The sequence below is a fragment of the Pseudomonas sp. LjRoot71 genome (assembly GCF_964253255.1).
Lineage (GTDB): Bacteria > Pseudomonadota > Gammaproteobacteria > Pseudomonadales > Pseudomonadaceae > Aquipseudomonas.
Window position 1 is genome coordinate 3328187 of the sequence record NZ_CAXURA020000001.1, and the last position, 17315, is coordinate 3345501.

Here is a 17315-nt window from a genome sequence, read left to right on the forward strand (position 1 = left end):
CATGCATTGCGAGTCACCGATCAAACGCCGTATTTCACGCAAAATCTGGGTTGGTTCTGTACCGGTTGGCGGTGACGCCCCCATCGCTGTGCAGAGCATGACCAACAGCGATACCAATGATGTAGCCGCTACCGTGGCGCAGATTCGTCGCCTGGAAGATGCCGGTGCCGATATCGTGCGAGTTTCCGTGCCGGATATGGACGCTGCTGAGGCGTTTGGCCGAATCAAGCAGCAGGTTCGTGTGCCGCTAGTGGCCGATATCCACTTCGACTACCAGATTGCCTTGCGCGTAGCCGAGCTTGGCGTCGATTGCCTGCGCATCAATCCGGGCAATATCGGTCGTGAAGACCGCGTGCGTGCAGTGGTTGAAGCGGCGCGGGACAAAGGCATTCCAATCCGCATCGGCGTCAACGCTGGGTCGCTGGAAAAGGATCTACAGAAAAAATACGGCGAGCCGACGCCAGAGGCGCTGGTTGAATCTGCCTTGCGCCATGTCGAGCATTTGGATCGGCTGAATTTTCCGGACTTCAAAGTCAGCGTAAAAGCGTCTGACGTGTTTATGGCGGTTGAGGCCTATCGATTGCTAGCCAAGCAGATTGAGCAGCCACTGCATTTGGGTATCACCGAAGCTGGCGGTTTACGTTCTGGCACTGTGAAATCCGCCGTGGGGCTGGGCATGCTACTGGCCGAGGGGATTGGCGACACCATTCGCATTTCCCTCGCCGCTGACCCGGTGGAAGAGATCAAGGTCGGCTTCGACATCCTCAAGTCCTTGCGCCTGCGTTCCCGTGGCATCAACTTCATCGCCTGCCCAAGTTGCTCGCGGCAGAACTTCGATGTGGTGAAAACCATGAACGAGTTGGAGCAACGCGTCGAAGACCTGCTCGTCCCGTTGGATGTGGCGGTGATCGGTTGCGTGGTCAATGGTCCTGGTGAAGCTAAGGAAGCCCATATCGGCCTGACCGGTGGTTCGCCCAACCTGATCTATATCGATGGCAAGCCGGCGCACAAGCTGGGTAATGACAACCTGGTCGATGAGCTGGAAAAGCTCATCCGCCAGAAAGCAGCCGACAAGGTTGCTGCTGACGCCGCGGTTATCGTGCGCAGCCAAGACAGCTAAGGAATTGAAGTGAGCAAGCCCCTGCAAGCCATTCGTGGCATGAACGATATCCTGCCCGAGCAGACCCCGCTTTGGCGTTATTTTGAAGGTGCAGTCGCCAGTCTGTTGGACGGTTACGGCTATCGGCAGATTCGCATGCCGATCGTCGAGTTCACCGAGCTGTTCAAACGCTCGATTGGTGAAGTGACCGATATCGTCGAGAAAGAGATGTACACCTTCGACGACCGTAATGGTGACTCCCTGACGCTGCGCCCGGAAGGCACTGCGGCCTGCGTGCGTGCTGTGCTTGAACATGGCTTGTCCGGCGGTGGGCAGACGCAGAAACTCTGGTACATCGGCCCGATGTTCCGTCACGAGCGTCCGCAGAAAGGCCGTTACCGCCAGTTCCATCAGATCGGTGTGGAAGTCTTCAATATCGATGGGCCGGACATCGACGCTGAACTGATTACCCTGACTTGGCGCTTGTGGGGCCTGCTGGGCATCCGTGATGTGGTCAAGCTTGAACTCAACAGCCTGGGCACCAGTGCTGCACGTGCGGTGTACCGTGATGCGCTGGTCGAGTTCCTGACCGCACATGCCGATCAGCTGGATGAAGACAGCCGCCGTCGCATGGGCAGCAACCCGTTGCGCGTGCTGGACAGCAAGGTGCCGGAAACCCAGGCCCTGCTGGTCAATGCACCGAAATTGGCAGATTACCTGGATGAAGAGTCGCGCGTGCATTTCGAAGGGCTGAAAGCCCGTCTGGATGCAGCCGGTGTGCCCTATGTGATCAACCCGAAGCTGGTGCGTGGGCTGGATTACTACAGCAAGACCGTATTCGAGTGGGTGACCGATCAGTTGGGCTCGCAGGGTACGGTGTGTGCCGGTGGTCGCTACGATGGCCTGGTTGAGCAGATGGGCGGCAAGCCGACCCCGGGCGTAGGTTTTGCCATGGGCATCGAACGGTTGGTGCTGTTGCTCGAAACTCTAGGTAAAGTACCGGCTGAAATCGCCCGTACTGTCGATGTTTACCTCTGTGCGTTCGGTGAGCCGGCAGAATTGGCGGCGTTAGCCTTGAGCGAGCGTCTGCGTGATCAGTTGCCGAACCTGCGCTTGCAGGTGAATGCCGGTGCGGGCAGTTTCAAGAGCCAGTTCAAGAAAGCCGACAAGAGTGGCGCGCTGTACGCCTTGATCTTGGGTGAAGACGAATTGGCCCAGCAAGTGGTAGGTTGCAAGCCGCTGCGCGGTCAGGGTGAACAACAAAGTATTGCCTGGTCGGCATTGGCCGATCATCTGGCGAGCTGCGCCAATCAGGTTTGAAAACCTGCCAAGTGATTTAGCGAATAGGAGTGTTGGGGTGGTTTCGCGTACTGATGATGAAGAACTGGCCGTAATCAAGGACTGGTGGCAGCGCAATGGCATGCCATTGCTGACCGGTGTCGTGCTGGCCCTGGTGGTGGTATTCGGCTGGCAGGGCTGGCAGAAGTACCAGAGCAATCAGTCCTACGGCGCCTCTCTGGTGTATCAGCAACTGCTGGAAGCAGCGCTGGACCCGAGCGGCAAACCGGATGCCGGTAAAGTGGCTGAGCTGGCCAACACCCTGAAGAATGATTACTCCGGTAGCCATTACGCTCAATACGGTCGCCTGTTCGTGGCCAAGGTGGCGGTCGAGGCCGGCAAGCTGGACGACGCTGCCAGCGAGTTGCAGGCGATTGTCGACAAGCCGGCGGATGACAGCCTGGGTGAGTTGGCACGTCAGCGTCTGGCGCGCGTACTGGCGGCTCAGGACAAGGCTGAAGACGCTCTGAAACTGCTGGATGGCAAAGTCGCGCCGGCCTTTGCAGCCAGCCGCGAAGAACTCAAGGGTGACCTGCTGGTGCAACTGGGTCGTGCTGATGATGCCCATGCCGCTTACGAGAAAGCCAAGACCGCGCTGTCTGACGATGCCGCTGTCGGTGGTCTGCAAATGAAGCTGGATGATCTGGCCAAAGGGGATGCGTGACGTGATGCGCTGGAAGAATGCCGCACTGCTGGCCCTGGCCGTTCTGGCTGTAGGTTGCAGCAGCAATAGCAAGAAGGAACTGCCACCGGCCGATCTACCCAAGTTCGACGAAGAGGTGCGCCTGCAGAAGGAGTGGAGTCGTTCGATTGGCGAAGGCCAGGGCGAAACCTTCAACATGTTGGTGCCAGCAATTGATGGCGAGCAGATCTACGCGGCTGACGTCGAAGGCCTGGTGGTTGCCATGGACCGCATGACCGGTAAGGTCATCTGGAAAGCTGATCTGGAACTGCCGGTCTCTGGCGCAGTGGCTGCCGGCTATGGCCTGGTGGTAGTCGGCACGCTGAAAGGCGAAATTATCGCCCTCGACAGCGGCTCCGGTGAAGAGAAGTGGCGTGCCCGGGTGACCAGCGAAGTGCTGGCTGCGCCGGCGCTGAATGGCGACGTGGTGCTGGTACAGACCCAGGATGATCGCCTGATTGCTCTGGATATCAGCACCGGCGCTCAGCGCTGGATCTTCGAAAACACTCCGGCAGTACTGACCCTGCGCGGCACTGGCAGTCCCGTACTGACCAACCGTCTGGCCGTGGCCGGCCTGTCCACCGGCAAGGTGATTGCCCTGGACGCGCAGCGCGGCATCCCGGTTTGGGAGCAGCGCGTGGCGATTCCACAAGGTCGCTCCGAACTGGATCGCGTGGTCGATATTGACGGCGGTTTGCTGCTCTCGGCGGGTACCTTGTATGCCGTCAGCTACCAGGGCCGTGTTGCGGCACTGGATCTGGAAAGCGGTCGTATCCTCTGGCAGCGTGAAGCCTCCAGCTCGGTTGGTGTTGCTCAGGGTTATGGCAGTGTTTACGTGAGCCTGGCCAGCGGTACTGTTGAAGGTATCGACGAGCGTTCGGCTTCGGCTCTGTGGAGCAACGATGCCCTGGCACGTCGCCAGCTGTCGGCACCGGAAGTGTTCTCCAGCTACATCGCCTTCGGTGATCTGGAAGGCTATCTGCACCTGGTCAGCCAGGTTGATGGTCGATTCGTCGGTCGTACCCGCATCGACAGCGATGGCCTGCGTGCTCGTCCGCTGGTGGTGGGCGACTGGCTGTATGCCTTTGGCAACGGCGGCAACCTGGTGGCCCTGACCATCAAGTAATGCTGCGCTGAGCGTTGGCTATGCTGCACAACACCTGAGGTGCTGCAGCATGGCCAATGCAATGAATTCCGGCCGCTGCCCCTGCAGCGGCTTTTGTATTTTCTGAAATAACGAAGTGGAGAGCCTAATGGTTCCCGTAATTGCCCTGGTGGGCCGCCCGAACGTTGGCAAGTCCACCCTGTTTAACCGCTTGACCAAGTCCCGTGACGCGATTGTCGGCGACCTGTCTGGTCTGACCCGTGATCGTCAATACGGCGAGGCCAAGTGGCAGGGGCGAACCTATATCGTCATCGACACCGGTGGTATTTCCGGTGACGAGGAAGGCATTGACGCAAAGATGGCCGAGCAGTCGCTGCAGGCCATCGAAGAAGCCGATGCTGTGCTGTTCCTGGTGGATGCCCGCGCCGGACTGTCGGCCTCTGATCAGATGATTGGCGAGCACCTGCGCCGCCGTAACAAGCGCAGCTTTCTGGTGATCAACAAGGTCGACAACCTCGACACTGACCTGGCGCGCGCTGAGTTTGCCAGCATGGCCATGGGCGAGTCCCTGCCGATCGCCGGTGCCCATGGGCGCGGCATCACGCAGATGCTCGAAGCCGTGCTGGGTTCCTTCCCCAAGGATGCCGCTGAGCCGGAAGAGGGCGAGGAAGAGGAAGTTGTGCTCGAAGGCCAGGAAGCCAAGCGCATTCCAGGTCCGAGCGAGAAGGACGGCATCAAGCTGGCGATCATTGGCCGCCCTAACGTCGGCAAGTCGACCCTGGTCAACCGTATGCTCGGCGAAGAGCGGGTCATCGTGTATGACCAGGCCGGCACCACCCGCGACAGCATCTACATCCCGTTCGAGCGCGATGACGAGAAGTACACCCTGATCGACACCGCCGGCGTACGTCGCCGCGGCAAGATCTTCGAGGCGGTGGAAAAGTTCTCGGTGGTGAAAACCCTGCAGGCGATCCAGGACTCCAACGTCGTGGTGTTCGTCATGGATGCCCGCGAAGGCGTGGTTGATCATGATCTCAACCTGCTCGGTTTCGTGCTGGAAAGCGGCCGCGCGCTGGTCATCGCGCTGAACAAGTGGGACGGTATGGAGCCCAGCGAGCGCGACTACGTGAAGACCGAGTTGCAACGTCGGTTGTTCTTTGTCGACTTTGCCGATATCCACTTTATCTCGGCCTTGCACGGCACCGGCGTGGGCAATCTGTACAAGTCGGTACAGGCCTCGTTCAAGTCGGCGATCACCCGCTGGCCGACCAACCGCCTGACCCAGATTCTTGAAGATGCCGTCAGCGATCACGCGCCACCCATGGTCAGCGGTCGCCGCATCAAGCTGCGTTACGCTCACCTCGGCGGTGCCAACCCACCGTTGATCGTGATTCACGGTAACCAGGTCGAGGCGGTGCCCAAGTCCTATATCCGTTATCTGGAAAACACCTATCGCCGCGTGCTAAAGCTGGTCGGTACGCCGATCCGTATCGAGTTCAAGGGCGGCGAAAACCCCTATGAGGGTAACAAGAACACCCTCACGGATCGTCAGGTGAACAAGAAGCGCCGCCTGATGAGCCATCACAAGAAGGCTGAGAAGAAGCGCAAAGACAAGCGCTAAGCTTGGACTGAAACGCTCTATAAAGGCACCTTCGGGTGCCTTTTGCGTCTCTGGGGTATCGGCTATCCTGCGCCATCACTAGCGCTTAAGCCGGATGCCGCCTCGATGCTTATCAGCAAACTGCCGAATGTCGGCACCACCATCTTCACCCGTATGTCGCAGCTCGCCGTGGAAACCGGGGCGCTCAATCTGTCCCAGGGGTTCCCCGATTTTGATGGGCCGCAGGGGCTGCGCGAGGCAGTCAGTCGGCATGTCGCGGCCGGGCATAACCAGTACGCGCCGATGACTGGTTTGCCAGCCCTGCGTGAACAGGTGGCGGCGAAGATCGCGCGCAGTTATGGCCGCAGTGTCAGCGCTGACAGCGAAATCACTATTACGCCCGGAGCGACTCAGGCGATTTTCTGTGCGGTGCAGGCGCTGGTCCGCCCTTGTGACGAGGTAATCGTTTTCGACCCCAGCTATGACAGCTACGAGCCCTCGGTTGAGCTGGCAGGCGGGCGTTGCATTCATGTGCCTCTGGCGCTACCGGGATTCGGCATTGACTGGCAGCGTCTACAGGATGCCTTGAGCAGCCGAACTCGCTTGATCATCCTCAACACGCCGCACAACCCCAGTGGCGCGCTGATTTCCCGCGCCGATCTGGATCAGCTGGCAACGCTGATTCGTGGCCGCGATATCTACCTGATCAGCGACGAGGTGTATGAGCATCTGGTGTTCGATGGGGTGGCCCATGTCAGCGTGCTGGCCCATGACGAGCTTTATCAGCGCGCTTTTGTGGTCAGCTCGTTCGGCAAGTCCTACCACGTCACGGGTTGGAAGACCGGCTATGTAGTGGCACCGCCAGCGTTGAGTGTCGAGCTGCGCAAGGTGCATCAGTACGTCAGCTTCTGCGGCGTGACGCCGCTGCAATGGGCGCTGGCCGACTATATGGCCGAACACCCGGAACACGTCGAAGAGCTGCCGGCCTTCTATCAGGCCAAGCGTGACCTGTTCTGTGATCTGCTGGGTGGTTCGCGTTTTACCTTTACCCGCGCGGCTGGAACGTTTTTTCAGTTGGTCGATTATTCGGCCATTCGCCCGGATCTGGATGATGTGGCCATGGCCGAATGGCTGACCCGCGAGCAGGGTGTCGCGGCGATTCCGATTTCGGTGTTCTACCAGGCGCCGCCCAAGGACTTGCGTCTGGTGCGCTTCTGCTTTGCCAAGCGCGAAGAGACCCTGCGCCAGGCGGCGGAAAAGCTATGCGCGATCTGAGCCAGTTGCCTGATCTTGAACTGGCGCTGATCCAGACCCGCCTGGTCTGGCAGGATCCTGCCGCTAATCGTGCGCATTTCGACTCCCTGCTGGAGCAGGCGCGCGGTGCCGACCTGATCGTGCTGCCGGAGATGTTCAGCACGGGGTTCTCCATGGACTCCGCCGCGCTGGCAGAGCCTGAAGATGGCCCCACCAGCCAGTGGCTGCGTGAGCAGGCCCAGGCGTTGCAGGCTGTTATCACCGGTAGCCTGATTATCCAGGCTGCCGATGGTTCTTACCGTAACCGTCTGCTCTGGGCGCGTTCGGATGGCACGGTGGCGCATTACGACAAGCGCCATCTGTTCCGCATGGCCGGCGAGCACAAGCACTACAGTGCCGGTGAACAGCAGGTGTTGCTGGAGGTGAAGGGGTGGCAGGTGCGCCCGCTGATCTGTTACGACCTGCGTTTCCCCGTATGGAGTCGCGACTCGCAGCACACTGATCTGCTGCTTTACACCGCCAACTGGCCTGCCGCACGGCGTAACCACTGGAACCGCCTGTTGCCAGCCAGGGCGATTGAAAACCTCTGCTATGTCGCGGCGGTGAATCGTATCGGCGAGGACGGTAAGGGCCATGCGTACAGTGGCGATAGCCAGGTGCTGGATTTTCAGGGTGAGCCGTTGCTGGAGCCAGGGGCTGCGGATGGGGTGTTCCGTGTCAGTCTCAAAGCCGCCGAGCTGGCGGCCTATCGGCAGCGGTTCCCGGCGTATCTGGATGCGGATGCGTTTGTCTTGGACGCTACCTGCTAGAGCGCGCGGCGTTTGGCCAAGGCCGTCTGCTCGGCGGCGCTGGCTTCCAGGCGCAGTTTCTCACTGCGCAGAAAATCGCCCAACTGCTGCAGATCGGCAATCTTTTGCTCCACCTCGGCCAGTTTACGGCTGACCAGGGCTGCACCCTGGGCGCAGTCGAGCTGTTGCTCGCGCCGGGCTTTAAGGATTTCGCCAATCTCGCCGAGGGAGAAGCCCATGCTCTGTGCCTGCTGGATAAAGCCCAGGTCGTGCAGCGTCTGCAGGCTGTATTCGCGGTAGTTGTTGTCGCGGCGCAGGGCGTTGATCAGCCCCAGGCTCTCGTAATAGCGCAGGGTATGGCGGCTGGCCCCGCTGCGTTTTTCCAGTTCACCAATGCGCATACAAATCCTGCTTGACTGTAGAGTGTGCTCGACAGTTTAGCCTGCTTGGGTCATCAACGACTCAGGAGGATTGGCGATGAATCAGCCATGTTTTGTCACCGGCGGCAGCGGTTTTATCGGTCAGCATCTGCTGGCCTTACTCACTAGCAGAGGTCACCCGGTCAGCGTGCTGATGCGTCGGCCGCACAGCCTGCCAGCCTTGCGCGAGCAGGTCGAGCAATTGGGCGGGCGCGGCGATCTGCTTACGGCGGTTGCCGGTGATCTGGGCTTGCCAGGTCTGGGGCTGGATGCCGCTGCCCGTGAGCAGGTGCGTCAGGCGGCTGTGGTGTTTCACCTGGGTGTGCAGTTCGCCTGGGGGTTGTCAGTGGCGCAGGCGCGCCAGGTCAATGTCGAGGGTGCGCTCCAGGTAGCTGAGTTGGCGGCGCAGCAGGGCAGTCGTCTGCTGATGGTGGGCGGTTTTATGCTGGCCAATCATGGGCATTTGCAGCGTATTGGGGTGAACGTGCAGCATCCCGAGCGCACGGACTGGGATCGTCTCTATCGCCGCTCCGGGGCTTATGAAGGTAGCAAGCTGGAAGCGCACTTTCGTGTGCGCGCGCGAATGGCTGAGCTGCAGTCGCCGCTGACGCTGGTGCACCCGGCCACCGTCTGTGGCCATAGCCGTAGCGGACATATCCTGCCGGCGCAGCCGTTGGCGGGGTTGATCGACAATCTGGCCGCTGGCCGGCTTGGGGCGATTCCTGGTTCGGCAGCACACTGGCTACCGTTGGTCAGTGTGGATTTTCTCGCCGAGTTGATGCTGGCTGCGGCCTTTGATGAGCAGCAGGCCGGCCAGGAAATCCTCGCCCTGGATGTCGCGACGCCAAACCTGCAGAGCATGCTGCAGCAATTGGCCCGCACGCTGAGCGTGCAGGCGCCGAGCCGGCATCTGCCGATACCGCTGCTGCGGATGTTGCTGAAAATTCCGGGTGTGCCGCGCCTGCTGCATACCGATGCCGAGTCGTTGGATTTTATCCAGACCACCCGCTTTGATACCGCCGCGACCCAAGCCCTGGCGCAGCGCCATCAACTGCACTGGCCGGATATAGGCCAGGCGCTGCAGGCGACGGCGCGTTATCTGGCGAGAACGCCGTCAGTAGCCTGACGGCGTGCGCTGCGATCAGGCCGCTTGTTCGGCGGCCTGGCCGATTGCCCGGTTCAGTGCGCTGAACAGCGCGCGGAAGCTCGCCGTGGTGAGGTTTTCATCGATGCCCACGCCGTGCAGGGCGCGGCCGCCGTTGACGCGCAGCTCGATATAAGCCGCCGCTTTGGCATTGGTGCCAGCGCCGATGGCGTGCTCGCTGTAGTCCATGATTTCCACGTCTACCGGCAGGCCGGCGACCAGGGCTTCCAGCGGGCCTTTGCCGATCCCACGCCAGTGCTGGGTTTCACCGGCATTGACGACTTCGACATCGACCGCGCTGGTGCCGTTTTCTTCCTGCAGGCGATGGCCTTTCAAGGCGTAGGGTGCGGTGGCGTGCAGGTACTCGGTTTCGAGCAGCGTGTAGATTTGCGCAGCGGTCATCTCCAGGCCGAGGCGGTCGGTTTCCTTCTGCACCACCTGGCTGAACTCGATTTGCATGCGCCGCGGCAGGTTGATGCCATATTCCTGCTCGAGCAGGAAGGTGATGCCACCCTTGCCGGATTGGCTGTTCACACGAATCACCGCCTCGTAGTCACGGCCAATGTCCGCGGGGTCGATTGGCAGGTACGGTACTTCCCACAGCGCGTCGCTCTTCTGCTGGGCAAAGCCCTTGCGAATCGCATCCTGGTGCGAGCCAGAGAACGCGGTGTGGACCAAATCGCCGACGTACGGATGACGCGGATGCACGGGAATCTGGTTGCAGTCTTCGACCACCTTACGCACGGCGTCGATGTCGGAGAAATCCAGCTGCGGGTCGACGCCCTGGGTGTAGAGATTCAGTGCCAGGGTCACCAGGCAAACGTTGCCGGTGCGCTCGCCGTTGCCGAACAGGCAGCCTTCGACTCGGTCGGCGCCGGCCATCACCGCCAGTTCCGAAGCGGCGACGCCGGTGCCACGGTCATTGTGGGTGTGCACGCTGATCAACACGCTGTCGCGACGGTCGACGTGGCGGCCGAACCACTCGATCTGGTCGGCGTAATTGTTCGGCGTGGCGCACTCGATGGTGGCGGGCAGGTTGAGAATCAGCTTGCTCGTCGGGGTTGGCTGGAACACACCGATCACCGCGTTGCACACCTCGACGGCAAAGTCGATTTCGGTGCTGCTGAACACTTCCGGCGAATACTCGAAGCCCCACTGGGTCTCAGGCGCGGCATCGGCCAGGCGCTTGATGGTTTTTCCAGCCGCTACGGCGATGGCTTTGACGCCAGCCTTGTCCTGGTTAAAGACGATCTTGCGGAAGCTCGGCGCGCAGGCGTTGTAGTAATGGACGATGGCCTTCTTGGCGCCTTTCAGTGACTCGAAGGTGCGTTCGATAAGGTCGTCACGGGCCTGGGTCAGTACCTGGATGGTCACATCGTCAGGAATGTGGCCGCCTTCAATCAGCTCGCGGACGAAGTCGAAGTCGGTCTGCGAGGCGGACGGGAAGCCCACTTCGATTTCCTTCAGGCCCACGGCCAACAGGCACTTGAAGAAGCGCATCTTCTTCTCGGCATCCATCGGCTCGATCAGCGATTGGTTACCGTCGCGCAGGTCGGTGGACAGCCAGATGGGGGCCTTGTCGATGATCTGGTCCGGCCAGGTGCGGTCCGGAATCTGGATCTGGGTGAACGGGCGGTATTTGCTGGACGGGTCTTTGAGCATGCTCATGGTGTTGATCCTTGTGGCGCGGCTGCAAGCGGCGAGCCGGGCGAAAACTGAGAAAACAGGGCAGGGCGTGGGCTTGAACAATCAGCCACGCAGTCGCTGGCTCACCAGGCAGAGGTTGGCGTGTTGGCGCAGCAGGATAAGGGTGTGATGGGTGTTCATAGCGCCAACCCTAATCTTTGAGGTCAAAGCTGGCAAGCAATGCTTGGAAATTGGTGTTTTGGCGCGAGTTGTATGATTTAAAGCAATTTATTTTGCGCAAAAAGCCGTACGGCGGTATTTGAATTGCGGGCGGCGTCAGCTGCTTCGGCCGCCCGCTGCGGCATCAGGACTGAGTGCCAGGCAGCAAGCTATGTTTCAGTTCGCGCATGTCCGCCCCGCTGGGGTGCTGGAAGACCCGCAGACCAAACTCCGGAAGGATCGCCAGCAGGTGGTCGAAGATATCCGACTGAATGGCCTCATAGCGTGCCCAGGCGATGGTGTTGGTGAAGCAGTAGAGTTCCAGCGGCAGGCCGTCTGCGGTCGGGCTCAGCTGCCTGACCAACTGGGTCATCTCCTGATGGATACCCGGATGCTGGCGCAGGTAGTGTTCGACATAGGCGCGGAAGGTGCCGATGTTGGTAACCCGCCGGGTGTTTGCCGGCTCCTGGCTGGCCTCGGCCAGGGCACCATTCCAGCTGAGCAACTCGCTCTGCTTACTGTTCAGATACTGGCCGAGCAGCAGAAAACGCTGCAAACGGGCGATCTGCTCCGGGCTGAGGAAGCTGATGCTGGTTTGGTCAAGCAGCAGGCTGCGCTTGATCCGCCGTCCACCGGACTCCTGCATGCCACGCCAGTTCTTGAACGGGTCGCTGATAAAGCGCTTGGTCGGGATGGTGGTGATGGTCTTGTCCCAGTTCTGCACCTTGACCGTGTGCAGGGCGATATCGATGACATCGCCATCGGCGTTCAGCTGTGGCATCTCGATCCAGTCACCTACACGCACAATGTCACTGGAAGAAATCTGCACACTGGCCACCAGGGACAGCAGAGTGTCCTGGAAAATCAGCATCAGTACCGCGGCCATTGCGCCCAGGCCAGACAGCAGAATCAGCGGCGAGCGGTCGATCAGGCTGGCGACCATGAGTATTGCGGCAATCGCGAAGAGCAGAATCTTCACCACCTGCACGTAGCCCTTGATTGGCTTCAGATGGGCATTCGGGCGCTTCTGGTAGACGTTGTTGAGCAGGGTCAGCACGCCGCTGATGGCCAGGGCGATGGTCAGCACGATAAATGCGCTGCAAACATTGCCGGTCACTGCCACGACCGCTTTCGGCAGATTGGGCACCAGGGTGATGCCCGCAGAAATGATCAGCGCCGGGACGATATTGGCGAGCCGTGCAATCACCCGTGAGTCATGCAGGCTGCCGTCCTGGCCAATCGGTGTAGCTTTCAGTGCCCGGTACAGGCCGCGCAACAGGATGCGTTTGACCACCCAGTTGGCCAGCCAGGCAGCCAGTAGCAACAGCGACAGGCCTGTCAGGCTATAGAGTTCGGGGTAGTGTTCAAGCCACTGCTGGGCGTTTTTGTACAGCTCGTTCATGCTGCTCCTCGGGTGATCGTTCAGCGTGTTAACGCGGCCACCTTAACAAATGAGCGGGAGTCGGGCCGGCTGGGTTGTTTGCTGAACGTGTATCGAGGCAGGCTTATGGTTTGAAGGCGCCGATAAAAATCGCCGGGTCGACGCGGGCATCGTTCAGGCTGACGTTCCAGTGCAGGTGCGGCCCGGTGGCGCGGCCGGTGGCGCCGACCTTGCCGAGTACGCCGCCGCGCGGCAGGTCATCGCCGACCTTAACGCCGATGGCCGAGAGGTGGCAGAACATGCTGATCAGGCCCTGGCCGTGATCAACAAACACCGTCTTGCCATTAAAGAAATAGTCGCCAACCAGGATCACCTTGCCGGCGGCCGGGGCCTTGATCGGCGTGCCGCTGCCCACGGCGAAATCCAGCCCGGAGTGCGGGTTGCGTTCTTCGCCGTTGAAGAAGCGACGCAAGCCGAAGGGGCTCGACAGTGGGCCGTTGACCGGTTTGTCGAACAGCAGGTTGCTCGGCTGGCGCGGGCTGAATTGCTGATAGGCGCGGGTCTGCTCCGTCAGTTCGCGCTCAATGCGGGCAAGGTTCTTGGCGTTCGGATTGACCTGCTGCTGGTTCTTGATGGTGATGCGCTGCTCAACGTAGTGCTTGTTGCCGACCTGAAAGCTCAACGTCTGGCTGCCGTTGACGCTGATCTGCTGGTTGCCGGGCTTCACGCTTAGCGGGATGCCGACGATGGCGATCCAGCGTTGCTGGTCCTCGTGAATCACCAGTACTGGCTTGTTCTGATAGCGCACGCTGGGCGCGCTGGCGGCTGGCCCCAGATCAACCACGGCTACGCCGCCTGGCACCGGCTTATTCAGCAGGCGGCTGATAAAGCCTTCGGCGTGGATGGGCAGTGCAAGGCAGAACAGGGTGATAAGCGTGAATAGGCGCATTGGATATCCGTGGGGTGGATAGCACGAAGCTTATCCACCGCATTTAAAGGTAAATCGTAAAGGTCAATCGAGCAGCGAGAGGGTAACCGGTTGCACATGGTTGTCTTCGACCCGCACATCCAGCTCACCGCTGCCCAGGCGTGCCTTCAGGCGTTGGCCTGGTTGGGTATCGGCGGCATTGCGGATGGCGCGGCCGCGGTCATCGAGCAGGATGCTGTAGCCACGGCCTAGCGTCGCCAGCGGGCTGACTGCGTGTAGCGTCTGCACTTGGCTGTGCAGTTGCAGACGACGTGCCTTGAGTCCTTCACGCATGCTGCGTTGCAGGCGTTCGGCCAGGGCCTGCAGGCGTTGATCGAGCAGCTTGAGGTTGCGCTCCGGATGCACACTCAGCAGGCGGGTTTGCAGGTGATTCAGGCGTTCGCGGCGACTAGTCAGTTGACGCTCGAAGGCGCGGGTTAAGCGCATGTCCAGGTCATCCACGCGCTGAGCATGCTGGCGCAGGCGCTCGCCAGGGTGGCGCAAGCGCCGCTGCAAGCCTTCCAGGCGCATGCGTTCGCGCTCCAGGCGGTGCTGCATGCGCAGGTTCAGGCGGCGCTTGAGGTTGTGCAGGCGTTGCACCAGTTCGCTGCTGTCGGGTGCCAGCAGTTCGGCGGCAGCCGAGGGCGTAGGGGCGCGCACATCGGCGACGAAATCGGCGATGGACACATCGGTCTCATGGCCCACGGCGCTGACAATGGGGGTGACGCAGGCGGCAATGGCGCGCGCTACCGGCTCTTCATTGAAACACCAGAGATCTTCCAGCGAGCCGCCACCACGGGCCAGGATCAGCGCATCGAAGCCTTTTGCATCGGCAATGCCGAGGGCGCGGACAATTTGCGCGGTTGCTTCGCGGCCCTGAACGGCGGTGGGGATCAGGGTCAGCTCGACCTGCGGCGCACGGCGGCGGAATACGCTGATGATGTCGCGAATCACCGCGCCTGTGGGCGAGCTGACAATGCCAATACGTTTCGGGTGCGCTGGCAGGGCGACTTTGCCCTCGGCAGCAAACAGCCCTTCGGCGTTGAGTTTTTCCTTCAAGGCTTCGAAGGCCAAACGCAGGGCGCCATCGCCGGCCGGCTCGACCGCATCGAGAATCAGCTGGTAATCGCCGCGCCCTTCAAACAGCGAGACCTTGCCACGAACCTTGACCGCCAGACCGTCACGCAGCGCCTGACGTGCCTTGGCAGCGTTCTGCCGGAATAGCGCACAGCGCACCTGGGCCTGACTATCTTTAAGGGTGAAATAGATATGCCCGGACGCCGGCTTGGCCAGGTTGGAGATTTCTCCCTCGACCCAGATGCCGCCGAATACATCTTCCAGCAGCAGGCGTGCGCGGTTGTTCAGTTGGCTGACGCTGAGCACCTCGCGGTCGAGGTTCAGGCGTTGGAAAGAGTCTTTGATCATGCTCGGCATAGTAAAGGCTTTGCCTGGTCGGCCATAGTGGATTGGCCTTGACCGGCGTCGTGTGGCCATTAAGCTGCGCGCCTTCAACGCAAACCGAGTTCTGATATGAGTGAGCAGCAGGCGATCATCGTGCCGCAGATTTCCAGCTTTCCTGGCCATGAGGCGCGGGCGCGGTTGATCGTGCGTTGGCTGGTCAAGCAGAACATCATCAACGAGCAACTCACCACCTGCGGGCGCACCTTCAAGCATATGGGCTATGGCATTGCCGAGGGCGCGCGGCGGGTGGTCGAGCGCCCCGATTTGTTGCCGTTTGGGCAGGCGGTGCATGGCCTGGAGATTATCTATAAACGTTGCATCTATACCCCGACGGCGGGCTTTCTCGAAGAGGCCGGCTGCCCGGAGTGCCGTCGCGAGGTGGGCGAGCGCCTGTTCGATAGCCTGGAAGAGTGGATGCCGGGGCAGACCGATAACTTTATCTGTCCGCTGTGTGGCCATGAAGACGACATCAACGGCTTTCTGTTTCTGCAGCCCTGCGGTTTTTCCAACCTGGGTTTTATCTTCAATAACTGGGCCGATGCCGGCTTCAAGCAGGGCTTTCTCGACGAGTTCGCGGCGCGCCTGGGGTATCCGATTTCGCTGGTGCGGGTCGACTTGTAGGACAAGGTGGTCGGCTGGCCAAGGTTCCAGTCAGCCAGTCGATACTTTGCGTTGAGTGCAGGGGGGCGTCTGAGTATAATGGCGCGCTTCCAATTTTCCCGTCCGGGAGCCCCCGCCATGCTGCGTATCAGTCAAGAAGCTCTTACCTTCGACGACGTTCTACTTATTCCAGGTTATTCCGAAGTTCTGCCGAAGGATGTCAGCCTCAAAACGCGCCTGACCCGTGGCATCGAACTGAATATTCCATTGCTCTCTGCTGCCATGGATACCGTGACTGAAGCCCGTCTGGCGATTGCCATGGCTCAGGAAGGCGGCATCGGCATCATCCACAAGAATATGACGCCCGAGCAGCAGGCTGCCGAAGTGCGCAAGGTCAAGCGTTATGAGTCCGGTGTGGTGAAAGATCCGATCACCATCGAGGCCGACGCCACTGTGGGCGACCTGTTCGATCTGACTCGTCAAAACAACATCTCCGGTGTGCCCGTGCTGCACCACGGTGATCTGGTCGGCATCGTCACCAGCCGTGACGTGCGTTTCGAGACCAACATGAGCGCCAAGGTGCGCGACGTGATGACGCCGAAAGAGCGTCTGGTCACGGTCAAGGAAGGCGAAGACACCCAGGTGGTGCGCAAGCTGCTGCACAAGCACCGCATCGAGCGCGTACTGATCGTCGATGACCAGTTCCGCCTTAAGGGCATGATGACCGTCAACGACATCGAGAAAGCCAAGGCCTATCCGCTGGCCAGCAAGGACGACCAGGGTCGTCTGCGCGTCGGTGCAGCAGTCGGCACCGGTGCCGATACCGAAGACCGTGTTGCCGCGCTGGTGCATGCCGGCGTTGACGTGATCATCGTCGACACCGCCCACGGCCACTCCAAAGGCGTGATTGACCGCGTGCGCTGGGTCAAACAGAACTTCCCGGACGTGCAGGTGATCGGCGGCAACATTGCCACCGGCGCAGCAGCCAAGGCGCTGGCCGAAGCCGGTGCTGATGCGGTCAAGGTCGGTATCGGCCCAGGCTCGATCTGCACCACGCGCATCGTTGCTGGCGTCGGTGTACCGCAAATTTCTGCCGTGGCCAACGTCGCCGCTGCACTGGCTGGCACGGGCATCCCGCTGATCGCCGATGGCGGTATTCGCTTCTCCGGAGACCTGTCCAAAGCCATCGTTGCCGGCGCATCGGCCGTGATGATCGGCTCCATGCTCGCCGGTACTGAAGAAGCGCCGGGCGAAGTCGAGCTGTTCCAGGGTCGTTCCTACAAGGCTTACCGCGGCATGGGCTCGCTGGGCGCGATGGCGCAGGCGCAGGGCTCCTCGGACCGTTACTTCCAGGATTCGTCCGCCGGTGCCGAGAAATTGGTACCTGAAGGCATCGAAGGTCGTGTGCCGTACAAGGGCGCGATGGGCGCTATCGTTCACCAGTTGATGGGTGGCCTGCGTGCCTCCATGGGCTACACCGGTTGCGCGACCATCGAAGAGATGCGCAGCAAACCGGAGTTTGTGCGCATCACCGGTGCTGGTATGGCCGAGTCCCACGTTCATGACGTGCAGATCACCAAAGAAGCCCCCAACTACCGAGTGGGTTGATTAGGTTTGCAAGGCTGGGACAGC

Annotated in this window: 15 protein-coding genes; 10 read left to right on the forward strand and 5 right to left on the reverse strand. The window is 60.7% G+C overall.

Annotated features, from left to right (window positions below; translation table 11 throughout):
• The first annotated feature begins 1 nt into the window (after position 1).
• The 7 genes from ispG (at position 2) to ACSQ17_RS15630 (ending at position 7887) form a co-directional block, all read left to right on the forward strand.
• Positions 2–1120, forward strand: a complete 1119-nt coding sequence (gene ispG / locus ACSQ17_RS15600) for a flavodoxin-dependent (E)-4-hydroxy-3-methylbut-2-enyl-diphosphate synthase (protein ID WP_392540279.1) — start codon at positions 2–4, stop codon at positions 1118–1120.
• A 9-nt stretch (positions 1121–1129) separates the two neighbouring features.
• The gene (gene hisS / locus ACSQ17_RS15605) at positions 1130–2419 is read left to right on the forward strand and encodes a histidine--tRNA ligase (RefSeq protein ID WP_436069553.1); all 1290 of its coding nucleotides are present in this window, start codon (positions 1130–1132) and stop codon (positions 2417–2419) included.
• 100 nt (positions 2420–2519) lie between these two features.
• Positions 2520–3101 (forward strand): tetratricopeptide repeat protein, encoded by a 582-nt coding sequence (locus ACSQ17_RS15610; protein ID WP_436070500.1) that lies wholly within the window; start codon positions 2520–2522, stop codon positions 3099–3101.
• On the forward strand, positions 3094–4245 hold the full coding sequence (bamB, locus tag ACSQ17_RS15615) for an outer membrane protein assembly factor BamB (protein WP_436070501.1): 1152 nt from the start codon (positions 3094–3096) through the stop codon (positions 4243–4245). Before ACSQ17_RS15610 ends, bamB begins: the two co-directional genes overlap by 8 nt.
• A gap of 127 nt (positions 4246–4372) precedes the next feature.
• The gene (gene der / locus ACSQ17_RS15620; protein ID WP_436069554.1) at positions 4373–5845 is read left to right on the forward strand and encodes a ribosome biogenesis GTPase Der; all 1473 of its coding nucleotides are present in this window, start codon (positions 4373–4375) and stop codon (positions 5843–5845) included.
• 105 nt (positions 5846–5950) lie between these two features.
• The gene (locus ACSQ17_RS15625; protein WP_436069555.1) at positions 5951–7099 is read left to right on the forward strand and encodes a pyridoxal phosphate-dependent aminotransferase; all 1149 of its coding nucleotides are present in this window, start codon (positions 5951–5953) and stop codon (positions 7097–7099) included.
• Positions 7087–7887 (forward strand): amidohydrolase, encoded by an 801-nt coding sequence (locus tag ACSQ17_RS15630; protein WP_436069556.1) that lies wholly within the window; start codon positions 7087–7089, stop codon positions 7885–7887. The genes ACSQ17_RS15625 and ACSQ17_RS15630 overlap by 13 nt, the downstream gene beginning before the upstream one ends.
• Here ACSQ17_RS15630 and ACSQ17_RS15635 read toward each other — a convergent pair.
• A complete protein-coding gene (locus tag ACSQ17_RS15635) occupies positions 7884–8267 on the reverse strand; it encodes a MerR family DNA-binding protein (RefSeq protein ID WP_436069557.1) in 384 nt (127 codons plus the stop codon). The genes ACSQ17_RS15630 and ACSQ17_RS15635 overlap by 4 nt on opposite strands.
• 76 nt (positions 8268–8343) lie before the next feature.
• Here ACSQ17_RS15635 and ACSQ17_RS15640 point away from each other — a divergent pair, with 76 nt between their 5' ends.
• A complete protein-coding gene (locus ACSQ17_RS15640) occupies positions 8344–9411 on the forward strand; it encodes an SDR family oxidoreductase (protein ID WP_436069558.1) in 1068 nt (355 codons plus the stop codon).
• A gap of 15 nt (positions 9412–9426) precedes the next feature.
• Here the strand turns inward: ACSQ17_RS15640 and leuA are convergent, their stop codons facing one another.
• The 4 genes from leuA to xseA all read right to left on the reverse strand — a co-directional run bounded on the left by leuA (position 9427) and on the right by xseA (position 15047).
• Entirely contained in the window at positions 9427–11097 is a 1671-nt protein-coding gene (leuA, locus tag ACSQ17_RS15645) for a 2-isopropylmalate synthase (RefSeq protein ID WP_436069559.1), read from the reverse strand.
• A 322-nt stretch (positions 11098–11419) separates the two neighbouring features.
• On the reverse strand, positions 11420–12676 hold the full coding sequence (locus tag ACSQ17_RS15650) for a mechanosensitive ion channel family protein (RefSeq protein ID WP_436069560.1): 1257 nt from the start codon (positions 12674–12676) through the stop codon (positions 11420–11422).
• Positions 12677–12779: 103 nt separating this feature from the next.
• Positions 12780–13604 carry a peptidoglycan DD-metalloendopeptidase family protein gene (locus ACSQ17_RS15655; RefSeq protein ID WP_436069561.1) on the reverse strand — a complete coding sequence of 275 codons (825 nt, stop codon included), beginning with the start codon at positions 13602–13604 and terminating at the stop codon, positions 12780–12782.
• A 63-nt stretch (positions 13605–13667) separates the two neighbouring features.
• Entirely contained in the window at positions 13668–15047 is a 1380-nt protein-coding gene (xseA, locus tag ACSQ17_RS15660; RefSeq protein WP_436069562.1) for an exodeoxyribonuclease VII large subunit, read from the reverse strand.
• A 105-nt stretch (positions 15048–15152) separates the two neighbouring features.
• Here xseA and ACSQ17_RS15665 point away from each other — a divergent pair, with 105 nt between their 5' ends.
• Both ACSQ17_RS15665 and guaB read left to right on the forward strand, forming a co-directional pair.
• A complete protein-coding gene (locus ACSQ17_RS15665; RefSeq protein WP_436069563.1) occupies positions 15153–15704 on the forward strand; it encodes a sugar ABC transporter ATPase in 552 nt (183 codons plus the stop codon).
• A gap of 117 nt (positions 15705–15821) precedes the next feature.
• Complete coding sequence (guaB, locus tag ACSQ17_RS15670; RefSeq protein WP_436069564.1) at positions 15822–17291, forward strand: IMP dehydrogenase; 1470 nt, start codon at positions 15822–15824, stop codon at positions 17289–17291.
• The last annotated feature ends 24 nt before the right edge of the window (positions 17292–17315 follow it).

What these genes read in the sequence shown, in the direction of transcription:
- ispG (WP_392540279.1), top strand. Translation starts at nt 2, where the DNA reads ATGCATTGCGAGTCACCGATCAAACGCCGTATTTCACGCAAAATCTGG.
- ACSQ17_RS15630 (WP_436069556.1), top strand. Translation starts at nt 7,087, where the DNA reads ATGCGCGATCTGAGCCAGTTGCCTGATCTTGAACTGGCGCTGATCCAG.
- xseA (WP_436069562.1), bottom strand. Translation starts at nt 15,047, where the DNA reads ATGATCAAAGACTCTTTCCAACGCCTGAACCTCGACCGCGAGGTGCTC.
- ACSQ17_RS15655 (WP_436069561.1), bottom strand. Translation starts at nt 13,604, where the DNA reads ATGCGCCTATTCACGCTTATCACCCTGTTCTGCCTTGCACTGCCCATC.
- ACSQ17_RS15625 (WP_436069555.1), top strand. Translation starts at nt 5,951, where the DNA reads ATGCTTATCAGCAAACTGCCGAATGTCGGCACCACCATCTTCACCCGT.
- ACSQ17_RS15640 (WP_436069558.1), top strand. Translation starts at nt 8,344, where the DNA reads ATGAATCAGCCATGTTTTGTCACCGGCGGCAGCGGTTTTATCGGTCAG.
- der (WP_436069554.1), top strand. Translation starts at nt 4,373, where the DNA reads ATGGTTCCCGTAATTGCCCTGGTGGGCCGCCCGAACGTTGGCAAGTCC.
- leuA (WP_436069559.1), bottom strand. Translation starts at nt 11,097, where the DNA reads ATGAGCATGCTCAAAGACCCGTCCAGCAAATACCGCCCGTTCACCCAG.
- guaB (WP_436069564.1), top strand. Translation starts at nt 15,822, where the DNA reads ATGCTGCGTATCAGTCAAGAAGCTCTTACCTTCGACGACGTTCTACTT.
- ACSQ17_RS15610 (WP_436070500.1), top strand. Translation starts at nt 2,520, where the DNA reads ATGCCATTGCTGACCGGTGTCGTGCTGGCCCTGGTGGTGGTATTCGGC.
- ACSQ17_RS15665 (WP_436069563.1), top strand. Translation starts at nt 15,153, where the DNA reads ATGAGTGAGCAGCAGGCGATCATCGTGCCGCAGATTTCCAGCTTTCCT.
- ACSQ17_RS15635 (WP_436069557.1), bottom strand. Translation starts at nt 8,267, where the DNA reads ATGCGCATTGGTGAACTGGAAAAACGCAGCGGGGCCAGCCGCCATACC.
- bamB (WP_436070501.1), top strand. Translation starts at nt 3,094, where the DNA reads ATGCGTGACGTGATGCGCTGGAAGAATGCCGCACTGCTGGCCCTGGCC.
- ACSQ17_RS15650 (WP_436069560.1), bottom strand. Translation starts at nt 12,676, where the DNA reads ATGAACGAGCTGTACAAAAACGCCCAGCAGTGGCTTGAACACTACCCC.